Annotated in this window: 19 protein-coding genes; 9 read left to right on the top strand and 10 right to left on the bottom strand. The window is 61.2% G+C overall.

Translation table 11 applies throughout. The features are described from left to right. The first annotated feature begins 20 nt into the window (after nt 1-20). Genes J3P93_RS02035 through J3P93_RS02020 form a run of 4 tightly spaced genes read left to right on the top strand, consistent with a single transcriptional unit; the run spans nt 21 to nt 2,601 of the window. A complete protein-coding gene (locus tag J3P93_RS02035; protein ID WP_434594683.1) occupies nt 21-455 on the top strand; it encodes a DUF4426 domain-containing protein in 435 nt (144 codons plus the stop codon). Next, nucleotides 452-1,048 carry an RdgB/HAM1 family non-canonical purine NTP pyrophosphatase gene (rdgB, locus tag J3P93_RS02030; RefSeq protein WP_258451273.1) on the top strand — a complete coding sequence of 199 codons (597 nt, stop codon included), beginning with the start codon at nt 452-454 and terminating at the stop codon, nt 1,046-1,048. The genes J3P93_RS02035 and rdgB overlap by 4 nt, the downstream gene beginning before the upstream one ends. Beyond that, nucleotides 1,045-2,250 (top strand): radical SAM family heme chaperone HemW, encoded by a 1,206-nt coding sequence (hemW, locus tag J3P93_RS02025; RefSeq protein ID WP_434594680.1) that lies wholly within the window; start codon nt 1,045-1,047, stop codon nt 2,248-2,250. Before rdgB ends, hemW begins: the two co-directional genes overlap by 4 nt. A gap of 27 nt (nt 2,251-2,277) precedes the next feature. Next, nucleotides 2,278-2,601 (top strand): DUF3392 domain-containing protein, encoded by a 324-nt coding sequence (locus tag J3P93_RS02020; RefSeq protein ID WP_434594677.1) that lies wholly within the window; start codon nt 2,278-2,280, stop codon nt 2,599-2,601. A 130-nt stretch (nt 2,602-2,731) separates the two neighbouring features. Here J3P93_RS02020 and trmB read toward each other — a convergent pair whose 3' ends face one another. The 4 genes from trmB to J3P93_RS02000 form a co-directional block, all read right to left on the bottom strand. Then, complete coding sequence (trmB, locus tag J3P93_RS02015) at nt 2,732-3,457, bottom strand: tRNA (guanosine(46)-N7)-methyltransferase TrmB (RefSeq protein ID WP_016772721.1); 726 nt, start codon at nt 3,455-3,457, stop codon at nt 2,732-2,734. A 9-nt stretch (nt 3,458-3,466) separates the two neighbouring features. After that, entirely contained in the window at nt 3,467-4,261 is a 795-nt protein-coding gene (locus J3P93_RS02010; RefSeq protein ID WP_434594675.1) for a thiazole synthase, read from the bottom strand. 189 nt (nt 4,262-4,450) lie between these two features. Beyond that, a complete protein-coding gene (gene thiS / locus J3P93_RS02005; protein ID WP_201147634.1) occupies nt 4,451-4,651 on the bottom strand; it encodes a sulfur carrier protein ThiS in 201 nt (66 codons plus the stop codon). A 71-nt stretch (nt 4,652-4,722) separates the two neighbouring features. Then, nucleotides 4,723-5,103 (bottom strand): DUF423 domain-containing protein, encoded by a 381-nt coding sequence (locus J3P93_RS02000; protein WP_090287167.1) that lies wholly within the window; start codon nt 5,101-5,103, stop codon nt 4,723-4,725. Between the two features lie 74 nt (nt 5,104-5,177). Here J3P93_RS02000 and mtgA point away from each other — a divergent pair, with 74 nt between their 5' ends. Next, nucleotides 5,178-5,900 (top strand): monofunctional biosynthetic peptidoglycan transglycosylase, encoded by a 723-nt coding sequence (gene mtgA / locus J3P93_RS01995; RefSeq protein WP_434594670.1) that lies wholly within the window; start codon nt 5,178-5,180, stop codon nt 5,898-5,900. A 206-nt stretch (nt 5,901-6,106) separates the two neighbouring features. Here the strand turns inward: mtgA and rpoH are convergent, their stop codons facing one another. The 4 genes from rpoH to ftsY form a co-directional block, all read right to left on the bottom strand. Next, nucleotides 6,107-6,961 (bottom strand): RNA polymerase sigma factor RpoH, encoded by an 855-nt coding sequence (rpoH, locus tag J3P93_RS01990; protein ID WP_007913617.1) that lies wholly within the window; start codon nt 6,959-6,961, stop codon nt 6,107-6,109. A gap of 115 nt (nt 6,962-7,076) precedes the next feature. Further along, nucleotides 7,077-8,102 carry a permease-like cell division protein FtsX gene (gene ftsX / locus J3P93_RS01985; RefSeq protein WP_434594666.1) on the bottom strand — a complete coding sequence of 342 codons (1,026 nt, stop codon included), beginning with the start codon at nt 8,100-8,102 and terminating at the stop codon, nt 7,077-7,079. Continuing rightward, on the bottom strand, nt 8,099-8,770 hold the full coding sequence (gene ftsE, locus J3P93_RS01980) for a cell division ATP-binding protein FtsE (protein ID WP_016772715.1): 672 nt from the start codon (nt 8,768-8,770) through the stop codon (nt 8,099-8,101). Before ftsE ends, ftsX begins: the two co-directional genes overlap by 4 nt. Further along, nucleotides 8,767-10,251: a signal recognition particle-docking protein FtsY gene (gene ftsY, locus J3P93_RS01975; RefSeq protein ID WP_434594661.1), complete on the bottom strand. Its 1,485-nt coding sequence runs from the start codon at nt 10,249-10,251 to the stop codon at nt 8,767-8,769. Before ftsY ends, ftsE begins: the two co-directional genes overlap by 4 nt. 344 nt (nt 10,252-10,595) lie before the next feature. On the opposite strand from ftsY, the gene J3P93_RS01970 reads away from it, so the two are divergent. From J3P93_RS01970 to J3P93_RS01955, 4 genes are all read left to right on the top strand, one after another. Next, nucleotides 10,596-11,951 carry a M16 family metallopeptidase gene (locus J3P93_RS01970; protein ID WP_434594658.1) on the top strand — a complete coding sequence of 452 codons (1,356 nt, stop codon included), beginning with the start codon at nt 10,596-10,598 and terminating at the stop codon, nt 11,949-11,951. Beyond that, the gene (locus J3P93_RS01965; RefSeq protein WP_434594655.1) at nt 11,944-13,431 is read left to right on the top strand and encodes a M16 family metallopeptidase; all 1,488 of its coding nucleotides are present in this window, start codon (nt 11,944-11,946) and stop codon (nt 13,429-13,431) included. The genes J3P93_RS01970 and J3P93_RS01965 overlap by 8 nt, the downstream gene beginning before the upstream one ends. After that, entirely contained in the window at nt 13,431-14,045 is a 615-nt protein-coding gene (rsmD, locus tag J3P93_RS01960; protein ID WP_090287180.1) for a 16S rRNA (guanine(966)-N(2))-methyltransferase RsmD, read from the top strand. Before J3P93_RS01965 ends, rsmD begins: the two co-directional genes overlap by 1 nt. A 67-nt stretch (nt 14,046-14,112) precedes the next feature. Then, complete coding sequence (locus tag J3P93_RS01955; RefSeq protein WP_434594652.1) at nt 14,113-15,108, top strand: hydrolase; 996 nt, start codon at nt 14,113-14,115, stop codon at nt 15,106-15,108. 98 nt (nt 15,109-15,206) lie between these two features. On the opposite strand, the gene J3P93_RS01950 is transcribed toward J3P93_RS01955, so the two are convergent. Together J3P93_RS01950 and J3P93_RS01945 are read right to left on the bottom strand one after the other, a co-directional pair. Next, nucleotides 15,207-16,061, bottom strand: coding sequence for a sulfurtransferase (locus tag J3P93_RS01950; protein WP_434594649.1), 855 nt, complete (start codon nt 16,059-16,061; stop codon nt 15,207-15,209). Nucleotides 16,062-16,088: 27 nt separating this feature from the next. Then, nucleotides 16,089-16,760, bottom strand: coding sequence for a TetR/AcrR family transcriptional regulator (locus J3P93_RS01945; protein WP_007913599.1), 672 nt, complete (start codon nt 16,758-16,760; stop codon nt 16,089-16,091). Nucleotides 16,761-16,827 lie beyond the last annotated feature (67 nt).

Genomic DNA, 16,827 nt, shown 5'->3' with positions numbered 1-16,827 from the left:
GTAATTCGAGGAGCACGAACATGAGTCGTCTAGCGTTGTTGTTACTGACTGCCTGCCTGAGCGCCAGCGCCCTGGCGGCCGACGTGATCAAGGGCGAGCGCAAGGAAACCTTCGGCGACGTCACGGTGCACTACAACACCTTCAACTCGACCTACCTGCAACCGGACATCGCCAAGGCTGCCGAGCTGATCCGCAGCAAGAACCAGGGCGTGATCAACGTCTCGGTGATCAAGGACGGCAAACCAGAGATCGCCAGTGTCACCGGCACGGTCAAGGACCTGACCAGCAACAGCGTGCCGCTGAACTTCCGCCAGGTCACGGAAAAGGGCGCGATTTACTACATCGCCCAGTATCCGGTGCCACAGCAGGAAACCCGTACCTTTGAAATCAAGGTGCAGAACGGCGACAAGATCAACACCCTCAATTTCAACCAAGAACTCTTTCCCGGCGAATGATGAACATCAAGCAGCTCGTACTGGCCAGCCATAACGCCGGCAAACTCAAAGAACTCCAGGCCATGCTCGGCGACTCGGTGCAACTGCGCTCGATCGGCGAGTGGAGCAAGGTCGAGCCGGAAGAGACCGGCCTGTCGTTTGTCGAGAACGCGATCCTCAAGGCACGCAACGCTGCCCGCATTTCCGGGCTGCCGGCGCTGGCCGACGACTCCGGTCTGGCGGTGGATTTTCTCGGTGGTGCACCGGGCATCTATTCGGCGCGCTACGCCGATGGCAAGGGCGATGCGGCGAATAACGCCAAACTGCTCGACGCTTTGAAAGATGTGCCGGAAGCCGAGCGCGGTGCGCAGTTCGTTTGCGTGCTGGCCCTGGTGCGCCACGCTGACGATCCGTTGCCGATTCTCTGCGAAGGCCTGTGGCATGGACGGATTCTGACTGCTGCCAGCGGCGAACACGGCTTTGGTTATGACCCGCTGTTCTGGGTGCCGGAACGTGACGTGTCCAGCGCCGAGTTGAGCCCGGCCGACAAGAACCAGATCAGCCACCGCGCCCGCGCCATGGTGCTGCTGCGCCAGCGTCTGGGTTTGCAATGACCGGTGACGCTTCTGCGTCGTCGCTGATTGTCGGCGGCGCTGCCTCCTCGCCTCGGGCACCGCTGCCAACGCTGCCGCCCCTGTCGCTGTACATCCATATTCCGTGGTGCGTGCGCAAATGCCCGTATTGCGATTTCAACTCGCACACCGCAAGCCCCGTGCTACCGGAGCAGGAATACGTCGACGCCTTGCTCGCCGACCTCGATCAGGATTTGCATGCGGCGTATGGCCGTGAGCTGACCTCGATTTTCTTTGGCGGCGGCACGCCGAGCCTGTTCAGTGCCGAGGCGCTTGGGCGCTTGCTGGAAGGTGTAGAGCAGCGCATCAGGTTCGCTGACGACATCGAAATCACCCTTGAGGCAAATCCTGGCACCTTCGAACAAGAGAAGTTCGTCGCCTACCGCCAGCTCGGCATCAACCGGTTGTCGATCGGCATCCAGAGCTTTCAGGAGGAAAAACTCAAGGCGCTCGGGCGCATCCACAACGGCGACGAAGCGGTACGCGCCGCCGGTATGGCGCGCCAGGCCGGGTTCGATAACTTCAACCTCGACCTGATGCACGGCCTGCCCGATCAATCGCTGGACGATGCCTTGAGCGATCTGCGCCAGGCCATCGAACTGCGGCCGACGCACATTTCCTGGTATCAGCTGACGCTGGAGCCGAACACGGTGTTCTGGAACCAGCCGCCGGTGCTGCCGGAAGACGACACGCTGTGGGACATTCAAGAAGCCGGGCAAGCGCTGCTGGCCGAGCACGGTTACGCGCAGTACGAAGTTTCGGCCTACGCCCAGCCCGGTAAACCGGCGCGGCACAACCTCAATTACTGGAGCTTCGGCGACTTCATCGGCATCGGCGCCGGTGCGCACGGAAAGCTCAGCCACCCGGACGGGCGCATCGTGCGCACCTGGAAAACCCGGCTGCCCAAGGACTATCTCAACCCGGCAAAAAACTTTCAGGCCGGCGAAAAAGCCTTGAGCAACGACGAGCTGCCGTTCGACTTCCTGATGAACGCGCTGCGCCTGACTGCGGGCGTCGAATCACGCCTCTACCCGGAGCGCACCGGCCTGTCGCTGGACACGCTTGCCGAAGGCCGGCGCGAGGCCGAACAAAGCGGTCTGATGCAGGTCGAACCGTCACGTCTGGCGGCCACCGAGCGCGGACGATTGTTCCTCAACGACTTGCTGCAACAATTTCTGAGCTGAGCCCAACGGCGGCCTAAGGATAAACCCATGGATTTGATACTCGACCTGCTCGCCACCGTCTCCCGCTGGAGCCGCAGCAACCTCTCGGAAATCGCCCTGGCACTGGTCGGTTGCCTGCTGGTGCTGTTCGGTGCGGATTTCAAAGGCTGGGTCGAGCAACGCCTGGGCAGCGTCGCCGGCGCCTTGCGCGTACCGCTGATGTCGCTGCTGTGCGTGATCGGCAGCGGCGCCGCACTGATCTATGCCACGCCGTGGGTAGTGAAGGGCTTGAGCCAGTTCAACAACTACAGCCTGGCACCGGTATTGTTGGTGGTGCTGGTGCTGATCGGCGTCGTCGCTGACCGCCGCTAATCTTTCAGCACACCCAAAACAACTGTAGGAGTGAGCCTGCTCGCGATAGCGGTATGTCAGTCGGCATAAATACTGACTGATCCACCGCTATCGCGAGCAGGCTCACTCCTACATTGGGGTTGCGTGAGGCTCAGGAAAGTTTTTCGAACTTCAGGTCCCACACGCCATGACCAAGACGTTCGCCGCGGCGTTCGAACTTGGTAATCGGGCGTTCGGCGGGGCGCGGCACGCATTTGCCGTCTTCGGCGAGGTTGCGGTAGCCCGGGGCGACGTTCATCACTTCCAGCATGTATTCGGCGTACGGTTCCCAGTCGGTGGCCATGTGCAGAATGCCGCCGACCTTCAACTTGCTGCGCACCAGTTCAGCGAAGGACGCCTGAACGATACGGCGCTTGTGGTGACGGCTCTTGTGCCATGGATCCGGGAAAAACAGCATCAGGCGGTCAAGGCTGTTGTCGGCGATGCAGCGATTGAGCACTTCGATCGCGTCGCAGTCGTAGACCCGCAGGTTGGTCAGGCCCTGCGTCAGTACGCCATTGAGCAGCGCGCCGACACCCGGACGGTGCACTTCAACGCCAATGAAATCCTGCTCCGGTGCGGCCGCGGCCATTTCCAGCAGCGAGTGGCCCATGCCGAAACCGATTTCCAGCGAGCGCGGTGCCGAGCGGCCGAAGACCTGGTCGTAATCGACCGGCGCATCGGCCAGCGGCAGCACGTACAGCGGCGCGCCCTGATCAAGGCCGCGTTGCTGGCCTTCGGTCATGCGCCCGGCACGCATCACGAAACTCTTGATGCGGCGGTGTTGGCGCTCGTCGCCTTCGTCCGGCTGGACAGGCGTGTCGTTCGATTCAGTCATCAATGGCTCTTACTTGATCAGACCATCCAGCGGCGAAGAGGCGCTGGCATAGAGTTTTTTCGGCATACGGCCGGCGAGGTAGGCCAGACGACCTGCGACGACGGCGTGTTGCATGGCTTGCGCCATCATCACTGGCTGCTGGGCGTGGGCGATGGCCGAGTTCATCAGCACCGCATCGCACCCCAGTTCCATGGCGATAGTCGCGTCGGACGCAGTGCCGACCCCGGCATCGACCAGCACAGGAATCTTGGCTTCTTCGAGAATGATTTGCAGGTTGTACGGATTGCAGATGCCCAGACCCGAACCAATCAGACCGGCCAGGGGCATCACCGCAATGCAGCCGATTTCCGCCAGTTGCCGGGCGATGATCGGGTCATCGCTGGTGTAGACCATCACGTCGAAGCCTTCCTTGACCAGCGTTTCGGCGGCCTTGAGGGTTTCGATCACGTTGGGGAACAGGGTTTTCTGGTCGGCCAGCACTTCCAGCTTCACCAGGTTGTGGCCGTCGAGCAGCTCACGAGCCAGGCGGCAGGTGCGCACGGCTTCGATGGCGTCGTAGCAACCGGCGGTGTTCGGCAGGAAGGTGTAGCGCTCCGGCGACAGCACGTCGAGCAGGTTCGGCTCGCCTTCGATCTGACCGAGGTTGGTGCGGCGCACGGCGAAGGTGACGATCTCGGCACCCGAGGCTTCGATGGCCTGACGGGTTTCTTGCATGTCACGGTACTTGCCGGTACCGACCAGCAAACGCGACTGGTAAGTACGACCGGCCAGCACAAAAGGCTTGTCGCTACGAACGATGCTCATAAGGAATCCTCTTTAGGAGTGAGGGTCTTGCAGAATTCTTCAATAACCAAACGCTGTGAAAACGTCGCGAGCGAAGTAAAGACAAGGCAAAAACAGGCGAGGAAGCGGAGTCTACTGGTTGTAAATGAGCATTCCGAGCCTGTTTTTAACGCAGTATTTACGAGCGCAGCAGTTTTCACCGTGTTTGGATCAACCGCCGCCGATGGCGTGTACTACTTCGACGTTGTCGCCGTCGTTCAATGTGGTCTCGGCGTGCTGGCTGCGCGGGACGATATCCAGATTGAGTTCGACTGCTACACGGCGTCCGGTCAGTTCCAGGCGGGTAATCAGCGCCGCAACGGTCTCGCCGTCGGGCAGTTCAAGGGATTCGCCGTTCAATTGAATGCGCATGCACAACGCCGCCATCATTTTTAGGGGCTGGCATTCTAGCCCGATCATGACCTAAAGGTCAGTACCAAGCGTCAAGCGGTCGGCTGCAAGCGCCAGGCTGCAAGTCCCAGACATACCCAACCGGCGAGGAAGGCCAGGCCACCGAACGGCGTGATGATGCCGAGCTTGCTGATGCCCGTCAGGGTCAGCAGGTACAGGCTGCCGGAGAACAACAGAATGCCGACGGCAAAGGACACGCCGGCCCAAGTGATCAGCCGCCCCGGAATCTGCGTGGCCAGAAGCGCGACCCCGAACAGCGCGAGGGTGTGCACCAGTTGATAGGTGACGCCGGTGTGGAAAATCGTCAGGTATTCCGGGGTCAGGCGATTTTTCAGGCCGTGGGCGGCAAACGCGCCCAACGCGACCCCGGTGAAACCGAAAAAAGCGGCCAGCATCAAAAAGCCACGCAGCATTGGGAACTCCAGTCAGACGCAATCGGCAGGGTCTGTATAATGGCCCGCTCCACCGGTTCGGCCAAGCCATCTCTATGCTGCGTTCAATATTCCGTCGTCTTGTGAAGGCCCTGCTCTGGTTCGCCGGTGGCAGCATCCTGCTGGTGCTGCTGTTTCGCTTCGTGCCGCCACCGGGCACCGCGCTGATGGTCGAGCGCAAGGTCGAATCGTGGATCGACGGCGAGCCGATCGACCTGCAGCGCACCTGGAAGCCGTGGGACGAGATCTCCGACGACCTGAAGGTGGCGGTGATCGCCGGCGAAGATCAGAAATTCCCCGAGCACTGGGGCTTTGATCTGCGCGCCATTCAGGCGGCGCTGGCTCATAACGAGTTGGGCGGTTCGATTCGTGGCGCCAGCACGCTGAGCCAGCAAGTGTCGAAAAACCTCTTTCTCTGGGCCGGACGCAGTTATCTGCGCAAAGGCCTTGAGGCCTGGTTTACCGCGCTAATCGAAGTGTTCTGGCCCAAGCAGCGGATTCTTGAGGTGTACCTGAACAGCGTTGAATGGGATGACGGCGTGTTTGGTGCCGAAGCGGCGGCTCGTCATCACTTTGGCGTGAGTGCAAAGTCGCTGTCGCGGCAGCAGGCGAGTTATCTGGCGGCGGTGTTGCCTAATCCGCGGGTATGGAGCGCGAGCCATCCGACCGGTTATGTATCGCGCCGGGCCGGGTGGATTCGGCAGCAGATGAGTCAGTTGGGTGGCGATAGTTATCTGTTGGGGCTCAATGATTCGCGGCGGGCGCCTTGGTCTGACTGATAGCCCTCCTACGCTCCAGACACTGAAAATCCCTGTGGGAGCGGGCTTGCCCGCGATAGCAATAGTTCAGCCAACATCTACGTGACTGAAAGGACGCCATCGCTGGCAAGCCAGCTCCCACAAGGATTGATGTCGCCCTGAAATACGCGCATAAAAAACGCCCCGATCATCACTGATCGGGGCGTTTTTGTTTGCCGGGGCGCCAGTTACGCGGCGATCGACAATTTGAGCTTGTTCATCGCGCTTTTTTCAAGCTGACGAATCCGCTCGGCCGACACGTTGTACTTCTGCGCCAGGTCGTGCAGCGTGGCTTTCTCCTCGGCCAGCCAGCGCTGGTAGAGGATGTCACGGCTGCGTTCGTCCAGCACTTCCAGCGCTTCGTGCAGGTTGCTGTTGGAGTTGTCGCTCCAGTCAGCGTCTTCCAGCTGACGCGCCGGGTCGTACCGGTGGTCTTCCAGATAGTTCGCTGGCGACTGGAAAGCACTGTCGTCGTCCGCTTCGGCGGCCGGGTCGAAGGCCATGTCATGGCCGGTCAGGCGACTCTCCATCTCGCGTACTTCTCGCGGCTCGACGCCGAGGCTTTCCGCCACACGGTGGACTTCCTCGTTGTTCAGCCACGCCAGACGCTTCTTCTGGCTGCGCAGGTTGAAGAACAGCTTGCGCTGGGCCTTGGTGGTCGCGACTTTCACAATGCGCCAGTTGCGCAGGATGAACTCGTGAATTTCCGCCTTGATCCAGTGCACGGCGAACGACACCAGACGCACACCCATTTCCGGGTTGAAGCGTTTCACGGCCTTCATCAGGCCGACGTTACCTTCCTGGATCAGGTCAGCCTGAGCCAGACCGTAGCCGGAATAGCTACGGGCAATGTGTACGACAAAACGCAGGTGGGCGAGCACCATCTGCCGAGCCGCCCCCAGATCCTGCTCATAGTAGAGACTCTCGGCCAGTTCACGCTCCTGCTCCGGCGTCAGCAATGGAATGCTGTTCACGGTGTGCACATAGGCTTCCAGGTTCGCACCCGGAACCAACGCGTACGCAGGTTGCAAAGAATTGGTCATGCGAAAAAACCTCCCACTTACATACTCGTGCCTCTCGGCACTGCGAAAAATTGACCGGGAACTCAGGTACAAGTTCCCATAAAAACCGCAAGGTCAATCACGCGCAAAAAAGATTCTACTTCGGCGCCAGCTCCCTGAGATGACGTGCGACTGCAATCCATGCACCGATATAACCCAACAGCACCGCGCCAAGCAAGAGCGACAGACCGTCGGCCGCTGGCACACCGGCCAGGGCGAAATCACTGCCGTACAAGCCGGCCAGTCCAACCACCGCATCGTTCAGCCAGTTCAGGCCGAACGCCAATACACCCCAGGACAACAGCCCTGCACCGAAGCCATACAACGCGCCCATATAAAGGAAGGGACGCCTTACATAACTGTCAGTGCCGCCGACGAGTTTAATCACTTCTATCTCGGTGCGGCGGTTTTCAATATGAAGACGAATGGTATTGCCTATCACCAAAAGTAATGCAGAAACCAGCAGCACCGTCAGACCGAAGACAAACCGATCGCCCAGCTTGAGGATGGCGGCCAGACGTTCGACCCAGACTAGATCAAGTTGCGCCTGTTGTACCTTGGGCAGCTCGGAAAGTTTTTGTCTTAATGCTTCGAGTGTCGGCTTGTCGACTTCGTTCGGTGTCACCAGCACCACACCGGGCAAAGGGTTCTCGGGCAGCTCACGCAGGGCTTCGCCGAGGCCGGACTGCTGCTGGAACTCCTCGAGCGCCTGATCGCGGCCGACATATTCAGCATCAGCTACGCCCGGCATGCCTTTGATCTGCTCGCGCAACGATTCGCCCTGCTCCGGCGTCGCGTCGAGTTGCAGGTACAGTGAGATCTGCGCCGCGCGCTGCCACGAACCGCCGAGACGTTCGACATTGTTCAGCAGCAGCGACAGGCCCATTGGCAAACTCAACGCAACGGCCATCACCATGCAGGTGAAGAAGCTGCCGATCGGCTGTTTACCAAGACGGCGCAGACTGTCGAGCAGGCTGGCGCGGTGACTTTCAATCCAGGCACGGAACAGTGTGGCGAAGTCCGGGCCGTCATCATCGTCGTGTTTTTTCTTTTTCGGCGGCTGCGGATCGGCGGCTTTCGGCGCCACGCGTTCGGAAACCTTCGGGCTGCGTGTCGCACTCATACCCCGGCCTCCCCGTCGCCAATCAAACGACCGCGTTGCAGTGTGAGCATGCGGTGACGCATGCGCGCGATCAGTGCCAGGTCGTGACTGGCGATCAGCACGCTGGTGCCCAAACGGTTGATGTCTTCGAACACACCCATGATTTCCGCCGCCAGACGCGGGTCGAGGTTACCGGTCGGCTCGTCCGCCAGCAGCAAGGCCGGGCGATGGACGATGGCGCGGGCGATGCCGACGCGCTGTTGCTGACCGGTGGACAGGTCGCCGGGGTAAAGATCGGATTTATCCGACAGCGCCACGCGCTCCAGCGCCGAATCGACGCGCTTGGCGATTTCAACCTTGGACAGGCCGAGAATCTGCAACGGCAAGGCGACGTTGTTGAATACGGTGCGATCAAACAGCAATTGGTGATTCTGGAACACCACGCCGATCTGCCGGCGCAGAAACGGAATCTGCGCATTGCTGATGGTGCTCAGGTCCTGCCCGGCGAGCAGCAGCTTGCCGCTGGTCGGCCGCTCCATCGCCAGCAACAGGCGCAACAGGGTGGATTTACCGGCACCGGAGTGGCCAGTGACAAACAAGAACTCGCCACGACGCACTCGAAAGCTCAGCTCATGCAAGCCGACGTGACCGTTCGGGTAGCGTTTACCGACCTGTTCGAAACGAATCATGAACGCTCCCGCTCGGCAAACAATGCCTGGACAAAGGGTTCTGCTTCAAAAGTACGCAAGTCGTCGATGCCTTCACCGACGCCGATGTAGCGAATCGGCAGACCGAACTGCTTGGCCAGGGCGAAGATCACCCCACCCTTGGCGGTGCCGTCGAGCTTGGTCAGGGCCAGGCCGGTCAGTTCAACGGTCTGGTTGAACTGCTTGGCCTGATTGATCGCGTTCTGCCCGGTGCCGGCATCGAGCACCAGCAGCACTTCGTGCGGCGCGTCAGCGTCGAGCTTGCCGATGACCCGGCGCACTTTTTTCAGCTCTTCCATCAGGTTGTCTTTGGTGTGCAGACGACCGGCGGTGTCAGCGATCAACACATCGATGCCACGGGCCTTGGCGGCCTGCACGGCGTCGAAGATCACCGAAGCCGAATCGGCACCGGTGTGCTGGGCGATGACCGGAATCTTGTTGCGCTCGCCCCAGACCTGCAATTGCTCGACTGCTGCGGCACGGAACGTATCACCGGCGGCCAGCATGACTTTCTTGCCTTCCAGTTGCAGCTTCTTCGCCAGCTTGCCTATGGTGGTGGTTTTGCCGGCGCCGTTGACGCCGACCACCAGAATCACGAACGGCTTGTTCTGCGAGGCGATTCTCAGCGGCTGTTCGACCGGTTTGAGCATGGCTGCCAGTTCGGCCTGCAGCGACTTGTACAGCGCATCGGCGTCGGCCAGCTCTTTGCGCGCGACCTTCTGGGTCAGGCGCTGGATGATCTGCGTGGTGGCTTCGACACCGACGTCGGCGGTAAGCAGACGGGTTTCGAGGTCGTCGAGCAAATCGTCATCGATGGTTTTGCGGCCGAGGAACAGGCTGGCCATGCCCTCGCCGATGCTGGCGCTGGTCTTCGACAGGCCTTGCTTGAGGCGGGCGAAGAAGCCGGCTTTGGCTTCTTCAGTGCGCGGGGCTTCGACGGGGGTTTCTACCGGTGTTTCTACCGGCAGGATCGGAGCGACAACTGGCGCCGCGGCAACCGGTGCAGGTGCAGGTGCAGGCTCGGACGGAGGAACAACCGGGGCGACGGGTTCGGAAATGACCGGCGCGTGTTCAACAACCGGTTGCGCTACAGGCTCCTCGGCGACCTCTGCAGCCGGCGCGGGGATTACCGGCGTCACATGCGGCGCGGCCTCTTCAACGAAGGCCACCGGTTCTTCCGCCACCGGCAAGGTCAGCCACGGTTCGGCGGCTGGCGTCAGTGGCAGTTCGGCAGCGGCCGGCGCTTCAGGTTCGGCTTCAGCCTCCGGTTGCAGCACCGGTTCGGCGATCGGCAACACAATCGGCGCCGGCTCTTCTTCTATAACTGGCGCTGGGGCAGGCTCAGGAATCGCGGGCGGCTGTTCGACGACGGGTTCCTGCGGTTTTTTCCGCAGCCATCCGAACAGGCTTTTCTTCTCGCCAGCCGCAGCTGGGGTCTTCTTGTCGTCGTTGGAACCAAACATGGAGGACGGCTATCTCACGGTAGCGACGCGCCATAAGGGCGCCCCGGCAAATAAATATTCGATGCAGAACAGACTGTGTTTCACCCAGCTTGTTCACGCGCAACATTTTGTCGAGGCGCTACAGGCACCTCAAGGATCGTTTTAACGATGCTCTAAACCGGCAAAGATCGGCGAAAACGCGGAGTTTAGTGGGAAAAACACAGCTTTGCGCCGCAAACCTATACAGCCTTATCAAACGTTGAAGCCTGATAGGCGTGGTCGCCGGTAAAACGGATCAGTATCCTAGCACCTCCTCGCCCGCCTAGGCTAAGACCAGGCAGGCAGCCCAACAGGTTAAAAAACGAATGAATGCTCTAGCCCGCCGCGCTGCAGGCCTGCTGCTTTGCACAGTCTGCCTGCCCCTTTCGGCCCTGGCGGCCGACCCGCAACCGACCCACGAATTCACCCTCGACAACGGCCTTAAAGTGGTCGTGCGCGAAGACCATCGCGCGCCGGTGGTGGTCTCGCAGGTCTGGTACAAGGTCGGCTCCAGCTACGAAACCCCGGGCCAGACCGGTCTGTCTCACGCCCTTGAGCACATGATGTTCAAGGGCAGCGAGAAAGTCGGCCCCGGCGAAGCCTCGCTGATCCTGCGGGATCTGGGCGCCGAAGAGAACGCCTTCACCAGTGACGACTTCACCGCGTATTACCAGGTACTGGCACGCGACCGTCTGGGCGTAGCCTTTGAACTGGAAGCCGATCGCATGGCCAACCTGCGCCTGCCGGCCGATGAGTTCGCCAAGGAAATCGAAGTCATCAAGGAAGAGCGGCGTCTGCGCACCGACGACAAGCCGATGTCCAAGGCCTACGAGCGCTACAAGGCGATGGCCTATCCGGCGAGCGGCTATCACACGCCGACCATCGGCTGGATGGCTGACCTTGATCGCATGAAGGTCGAAGACCTACGCCACTGGTATCAATCCTGGTACGTGCCGAACAATGCCACGCTGGTGGTGGTCGGCGACGTCACCCCGGACGAAGTCAAAACCCTCGCCCAGCGTTATTTCGGTCCGATCGCCAAGCGCGACGTGCCACCGGCGAAAAAACCGCTGGAACTGGCTGAGCCGGGCGAGCGCCAGATCACCCTGCGCGTGCAAACCCAGCTGCCAAGCCTGATGCTCGGCTTCAACGTACCCAGCATCGCCACCGCTGACGACAAGCGCTCGGTCAATGCCTTGCGCCTGATCTCGGCGCTGCTCGATGGTGGTTACAGCGGTCGTATTCCGACACAGCTCGAGCGTGGGGAAGAACTGGTGTCCGGCGGCTCGTCGGATTATGACGCCTATACCCGCGGCGACAGCCTGTTCACCCTCTCGGCCACCCCGAACACGCAGAAGAAAAAAACCATCGCTCAGGCTGAAGCCGGGTTGTGGAAGCTGTTGGAGCAACTGAAAACCACCGCGCCGTCGGCCGCAGAGCTGGAGCGCGTGCGTGCGCAGGTGATTGCCGGTCTGGTCTTCGAACGTGATTCGATCACCAGTCAGGCCACCGCCATCGGCCAACTGGAAACGGTCGGTCTGTCGTGGAAGCTGATGGACACCGAGTTGGCCGATCTGGAGAGCGTGACCCCGCAAGACATCCAGAACGCTGCGAAAAAATACTTTACCCGCGAACGTCTCAGCGTCGCCCACGTCCTGCCACTGGAGGCGACCCATGAGTAAGCGCACATCCCCACGCCTGCTGTTCGGCCTGATCGGCGTGGCGCTGATCGGCTCGGCGGCGTTCTATCTGTCGCCAAGCGCTGACAGCCATGCCAGCGAAGCGCTGGATAACGCCAAGTCCACGCAGAAACTGCAATCGCTGGCCGAACTCGACGGCAAGGCACCGGCCAGCCGCAAGCTTGACGTACAGACCTGGAGCACCGCCGAAGGCGCCAAGGTGCTGTTCGTCGAAGCCCACGAGTTGCCGATGTTCGACATGCGTCTGATCTTCGCCGCCGGCAGCAGTCAGGACGGCAACGCAGCGGGGCTGGCGGTGTTGACCAACGCGATGCTCAACGAAGGCATCGCTGGCAAAGACGTCGGCGCCATCGCGCAGGGTTTTGAAGGCCTCGGCGCGGATTTCGGCAACGGCGCGTTCAAGGACATGGCGCTCGCTTCGTTGCGCAGCCTCAGCGCGGCCGACAAACGTGAACCGGCGCTGAAGCTGTTTGCCGAAGTGGTTGGCAAACCGACCTTCCCCGCCGACTCCTTCGCGCGCATCAAGAACCAGATGCTGGCCGGTTTCGAATACCAGAAACAGAACCCCGGCAAACTCGCCAGCCTCGAGCTGATGAAACGCTTGTACGGCGATCACCCGTACGCGCATTCAAGCGACGGCAACGCGCAAAGCGTGCCGAAGATCACCCTGGCGCAGCTGCGTGATTTCCACGCCAAGGCTTACGCCGCCGGTAACGCGGTGATTGCGCTGGTCGGTGACTTGTCGCGCGCCGAAGCCGAGGCGATTGCCAATCAAGTGTCCGGCGCACTGCCAAAAGGCCCGGCGCTGGCGAAAATCGCAGCACCACAGGAGCCGAAAGCCAGCGTCAATCACATCGAGTTTCCGTCGAAACAGACCAACCTGATGCTCGCGCAACTGGGCATCGACCGTGACGACCCGGATTACGCCGCGCTGTCGATGGGCAACCAGATCCTCGGTGGCGGCGGCTTCGGCACGCGTCTGATGAGTGAAGTGCGCGAGAAACGTGGCCTGACCTACGGCGTGTACTCGGCATTCAGCCCGATGCAGGCGCGCGGCCCGTTCATGATCAACCTGCAGACCCGCGCGGAAATGAGCGAAGGCACCTTGAAACTGGTGCAGGACGTACTCGCCGATTACCTGAAAACCGGGCCGACGCAGAAAGAGCTCGACGACGCCAAACGCGAACTGGCCGGCAGTTTCCCGCTGTCCACTGCGAGCAATGCCGATATCGTCGGCCAGCTCGGGGCGATGGGCTTCTATAATCTGCCGCTGAGCTATCTCGACGACTTCATGCGTCAGTCGCAGAGCCTGACCGTCGAACAAGTGCGCGACGCACTGAACAAACACCTGAGCACAGACAAACTGGTCATCGTCACCGCTGGCCCGACCGTGCCGCAAAAGCCGTTACCGGCCCCATCTGATAAACCTGCCGAGCAACCGCTCGGGGTTCCGGAGCATTAATGGCGACTCGTTCCCCTAAGAAACCTGCACACAACGTCCACAACGGTGTGAACCAGTTACGCATCATTGGCGGCCAATGGCGCAGCCGCAAGCTGAGCTTCCCCGACGCGCCGGGCCTGCGCCCGACGCCGGACCGTGTGCGCGAAACCCTGTTCAACTGGCTGGCGCCGTACGTTGAAGGGGCCAAGGTGCTCGACCCGTTCGCCGGCAGCGGCGCGCTGTTTCTCGAAGCGCTGTCCCGTGGCGCGGCGATGGGCCAGGCACTGGACGCGAGCAACATCGCCGTGTCCAGCCTTAAGGAACACCTCGGCACTCTGCGCTGCACCAACGGCCAGGTGCAGACCGCCGACGCCTTGCGCTATCTGGAAACCCAGACCGCTACGCCGTTCGATCTGGTATTCCTCGACCCGCCGTTCAACCAGAACCTGCTGCCGGCGGTGTGCACGCTGCTGGAAGAGCGGCAGTGGCTGGCGGCCGATTCGTGGATCTACACTGAAAGCGAAACCGCGCCGTCGACCCTCGGCCTGCCGGGCAACTGGCGCCTGCATCGCGAACAAAAGTCCGGGCGGGTCTACTACGCGCTGTGGCAGCGTTCGACGCACATCGACGCCTGACCTGCAGCGAGCGACAACCTGTGGCAAGGGAGCCTGCTCCCCTGCCCTACGCACATCGAGAATCATCGTGCCCCCTTCTTCAGAGCGCTTCACTCCCGCCTTCGGGCTCGGCAATCCGCACTTACAGACTTTGTGGGGGCCGCTGTGGCGCAAAACCGTGCACATCGAGCGCGAGCGCGAGCGTCTGTGGCTGGAGGACGGCGATTTTCTCGATCTCGACTGGCATGGTCCGCACAGCGCCGAAGCGCCATTGGTGCTGGTGTTGCACGGGCTGACCGGCTCTTCCAACTCGCCTTATGTGGCGGGTATTCAAAAGGCCTTGGCTGATCAGGGTTGGGCCAGCGTTGCGCTGAACTGGCGTGGCTGCTCGGGCGAACCGAACCTGCTGCCGCGCAGCTACCATTCCGGCGCCAGCGAAGATCTGGCCGAGACCATCCGACACCTGCATGCGAAACGCCCGCTGGCGCCGTTGTTTGCGGTCGGCTATTCACTCGGTGGCAACGTTCTGCTCAAGCATCTGGGCGAGACCGGTAGCGCCAGTGGCCTGCAGGGTGCGGTGGCGGTGTCGGTGCCGTTTCGCCTCGATCAGTGCGCCGACCGTATCGGCCAGGGTTTCTCCAAGGTTTATCAGGCGCACTTCATGCGTGAGATGGTCGCTTACATCAAGAACAAGCAGCGGCAGTTTCAGCATGACGGTCGTGAGGATGGCCTGGCGAAACTGGCGGCGCTCGGCTCGCTGGAAAACATGCGCACGTTCTGGGATTTCGATGGCCGCATCACCGCGCCATTGCATGGTTTCAACGACGCCGAGGATTACTATCGCCGCGCCTCGAGTCGCTATTTCCTCGGTGAGATTCGCACGCCCACGCTGATCATTCAGGCGGCGGATGATCCGTTCGTATTCTCGCACAGCCTGCCGCAGGCCGATGAGCTGTCGGCCTGCACGCACTTCGAGTTGCAGCCACGCGGCGGGCATGTCGGGTTTGTCGATGGCTCGATTCGCAAGCCGGGTTATTACCTGGAGCGGCGTATTCCGCAGTGGTTGCGCACACAGCTCCTGTAGGAGTGAGCCTGCTCGCGATGGCGGTGTGTCAGTTAAAGATGAAGTGACTGACAGGGCGCCATCGCGAGCAGGCTCACTCCTACAGGGGTACGCGTTGTTTATTCGCCCGTGGCAATGCCTCGCGATGACTCGTTGATCCACTCGCTCCACGACCCGGCATACAGCGCACCCAGCGGATAACCGGCCAGGCACAGGGCGAACAGGTTATGACACGCCGTCACCCCCGAGCCGCAGTAGGCCACCAACTCCGACGGCGAGCGATCGCCCAGTTTGGCGGCGAAACGCTGCTTGAGCTGAGCGGCCGGCAGAAAGCGCCCGTCGCTGCCGAGGTTGTCGGTGAATGCCGCGCACTGCGCACCGGGAATGTGCCCGGCGACCGGATCGATCGGTTCCACTTCGCCTTTGAAACGCGGCAGTGCGCGAGCATCGATCAAGGTCAATGACGGCTGCCCCAGACGCTGCTGCAATTGCTCGGCGCTGAGCAACAGACTCATGTCCGGCTCGCCGCTGAAATTGCCACGAGCGCTGGTCGGCGGATCCAGACTCAGCGGCAGCCCGGCCGCATGCCAGGCCTTGAGCCCGCCGTCGAGAATGAACACGCCGTCGCGCTTGCCCAGCCACGCCAGCAACCACCACGCCCGTGCCGCGTAGGCACCCGGGCCGTCGTCGTAAAGAACCACGTCGCTGTCATTGCTGATGCCCCAATCCTGCAGACGCTCGATCAGCGCCGCCGGCTCGGGCAGCGGATGACGGCCGCTCACGCCCTTGATGACTTTGCCGCTCAGGTCCCGTTCGAGATCGGCGAAGCTCGCCACGGCGATATGCCCTTCGGCGTAGCTGCGCTGACCGTAGTCCGGGTCTTCGAGGGCGAAACGGCAATCGAGGATCACCAGCCCCGGCTGCGCCTTGCGGGCGTCCAGTGCGACGGGGCTGATCAGTTGCGCAATCGGCATAACGGGCTCCTGGTTAGCAAAAAAGGCTTATTTGACGTCTTCGAGGGCCTGGGCCAGCGGCACGTAGAACTCCTCGAACAGCGCATTGACCTCGTCGCGCGCCTGCTCGGTGACAAACCCGGCCTCCAGCACCAGCACCTGGTACACGCCACGCTTGATGGCTTGTTCACTGAGGTGGTTGGAATTTTCCCGAGTGGTGCAGAGAAACCGTACCCACGAAGTCAGAATGATCCAGGCGTTGAGGGTCAGAGATTCGATCTGCACGCGGTCCATGTCGAGAATGCCGGCGGCGACGAAACCTTCGTAGATCGCTGCACCTTGGATCACGCAGCGCTGGGAAAAGCGCCGGTAACGTGCGGCCAGTTCCGGATCGCTGTCGAGCAGATGCTCAAGGTCGCGGTGCAAAAAGCGGTAACGCCACATCGCCGAGAGCAGTTCCTTGAGATAGAAACGCTTATCCTCGACCGTCGCCGCGCGGCCCTGCGGCGGGCGCAGGAAGCTGTCGACCAGGCTTTCGTACTCACTGAACAGTACGGCGATGATCGCCTGCTTGTTGGGGAAGTGGTAGTACAGATTGCCCGGAGAAATCTCCATGTGGGCGGCAATGTGGTTGGTGCTGATACTGCGCTCGCCCTGTTGATTGAACAGTTCGAGGCTGTTGAGCACGATACGCTCGCTGGTTTTTATTCGTGGGGCCATGGCTTGAGCTTTAATTCAGAGTGCGTGTAGGGGCATCTTACGACCTAACCGGAAATGGATAAAACAC

The sequence above is a fragment of the Pseudomonas sp. R3-57 genome, from assembly GCF_051132065.1.
Classification (GTDB): Bacteria; Pseudomonadota; Gammaproteobacteria; order Pseudomonadales; family Pseudomonadaceae; genus Aquipseudomonas.
This window is presented reverse-complemented; position numbering and strand designations above follow the sequence as displayed.

What these genes read in the sequence shown, in the direction of transcription:
- rdgB (WP_258451273.1), top strand. Translation starts at nt 452, where the DNA reads ATGATGAACATCAAGCAGCTCGTACTGGCCAGCCATAACGCCGGCAAA.
- J3P93_RS01965 (WP_434594655.1), top strand. Translation starts at nt 11,944, where the DNA reads ATGAGTAAGCGCACATCCCCACGCCTGCTGTTCGGCCTGATCGGCGTG.
- ftsY (WP_434594661.1), bottom strand. Translation starts at nt 10,251, where the DNA reads ATGTTTGGTTCCAACGACGACAAGAAGACCCCAGCTGCGGCTGGCGAG.
- trmB (WP_016772721.1), bottom strand. Translation starts at nt 3,457, where the DNA reads ATGACTGAATCGAACGACACGCCTGTCCAGCCGGACGAAGGCGACGAG.
- J3P93_RS01970 (WP_434594658.1), top strand. Translation starts at nt 10,596, where the DNA reads ATGAATGCTCTAGCCCGCCGCGCTGCAGGCCTGCTGCTTTGCACAGTC.
- J3P93_RS02035 (WP_434594683.1), top strand. Translation starts at nt 21, where the DNA reads ATGAGTCGTCTAGCGTTGTTGTTACTGACTGCCTGCCTGAGCGCCAGC.
- rpoH (WP_007913617.1), bottom strand. Translation starts at nt 6,961, where the DNA reads ATGACCAATTCTTTGCAACCTGCGTACGCGTTGGTTCCGGGTGCGAAC.
- rsmD (WP_090287180.1), top strand. Translation starts at nt 13,431, where the DNA reads ATGGCGACTCGTTCCCCTAAGAAACCTGCACACAACGTCCACAACGGT.
- J3P93_RS01950 (WP_434594649.1), bottom strand. Translation starts at nt 16,061, where the DNA reads ATGCCGATTGCGCAACTGATCAGCCCCGTCGCACTGGACGCCCGCAAG.
- hemW (WP_434594680.1), top strand. Translation starts at nt 1,045, where the DNA reads ATGACCGGTGACGCTTCTGCGTCGTCGCTGATTGTCGGCGGCGCTGCC.
- ftsX (WP_434594666.1), bottom strand. Translation starts at nt 8,102, where the DNA reads ATGAGTGCGACACGCAGCCCGAAGGTTTCCGAACGCGTGGCGCCGAAA.
- ftsE (WP_016772715.1), bottom strand. Translation starts at nt 8,770, where the DNA reads ATGATTCGTTTCGAACAGGTCGGTAAACGCTACCCGAACGGTCACGTC.
- J3P93_RS02020 (WP_434594677.1), top strand. Translation starts at nt 2,278, where the DNA reads ATGGATTTGATACTCGACCTGCTCGCCACCGTCTCCCGCTGGAGCCGC.
- J3P93_RS02010 (WP_434594675.1), bottom strand. Translation starts at nt 4,261, where the DNA reads ATGAGCATCGTTCGTAGCGACAAGCCTTTTGTGCTGGCCGGTCGTACT.
- J3P93_RS01945 (WP_007913599.1), bottom strand. Translation starts at nt 16,760, where the DNA reads ATGGCCCCACGAATAAAAACCAGCGAGCGTATCGTGCTCAACAGCCTC.
- thiS (WP_201147634.1), bottom strand. Translation starts at nt 4,651, where the DNA reads ATGCGCATTCAATTGAACGGCGAATCCCTTGAACTGCCCGACGGCGAG.
- J3P93_RS02000 (WP_090287167.1), bottom strand. Translation starts at nt 5,103, where the DNA reads ATGCTGCGTGGCTTTTTGATGCTGGCCGCTTTTTTCGGTTTCACCGGG.
- mtgA (WP_434594670.1), top strand. Translation starts at nt 5,178, where the DNA reads ATGCTGCGTTCAATATTCCGTCGTCTTGTGAAGGCCCTGCTCTGGTTC.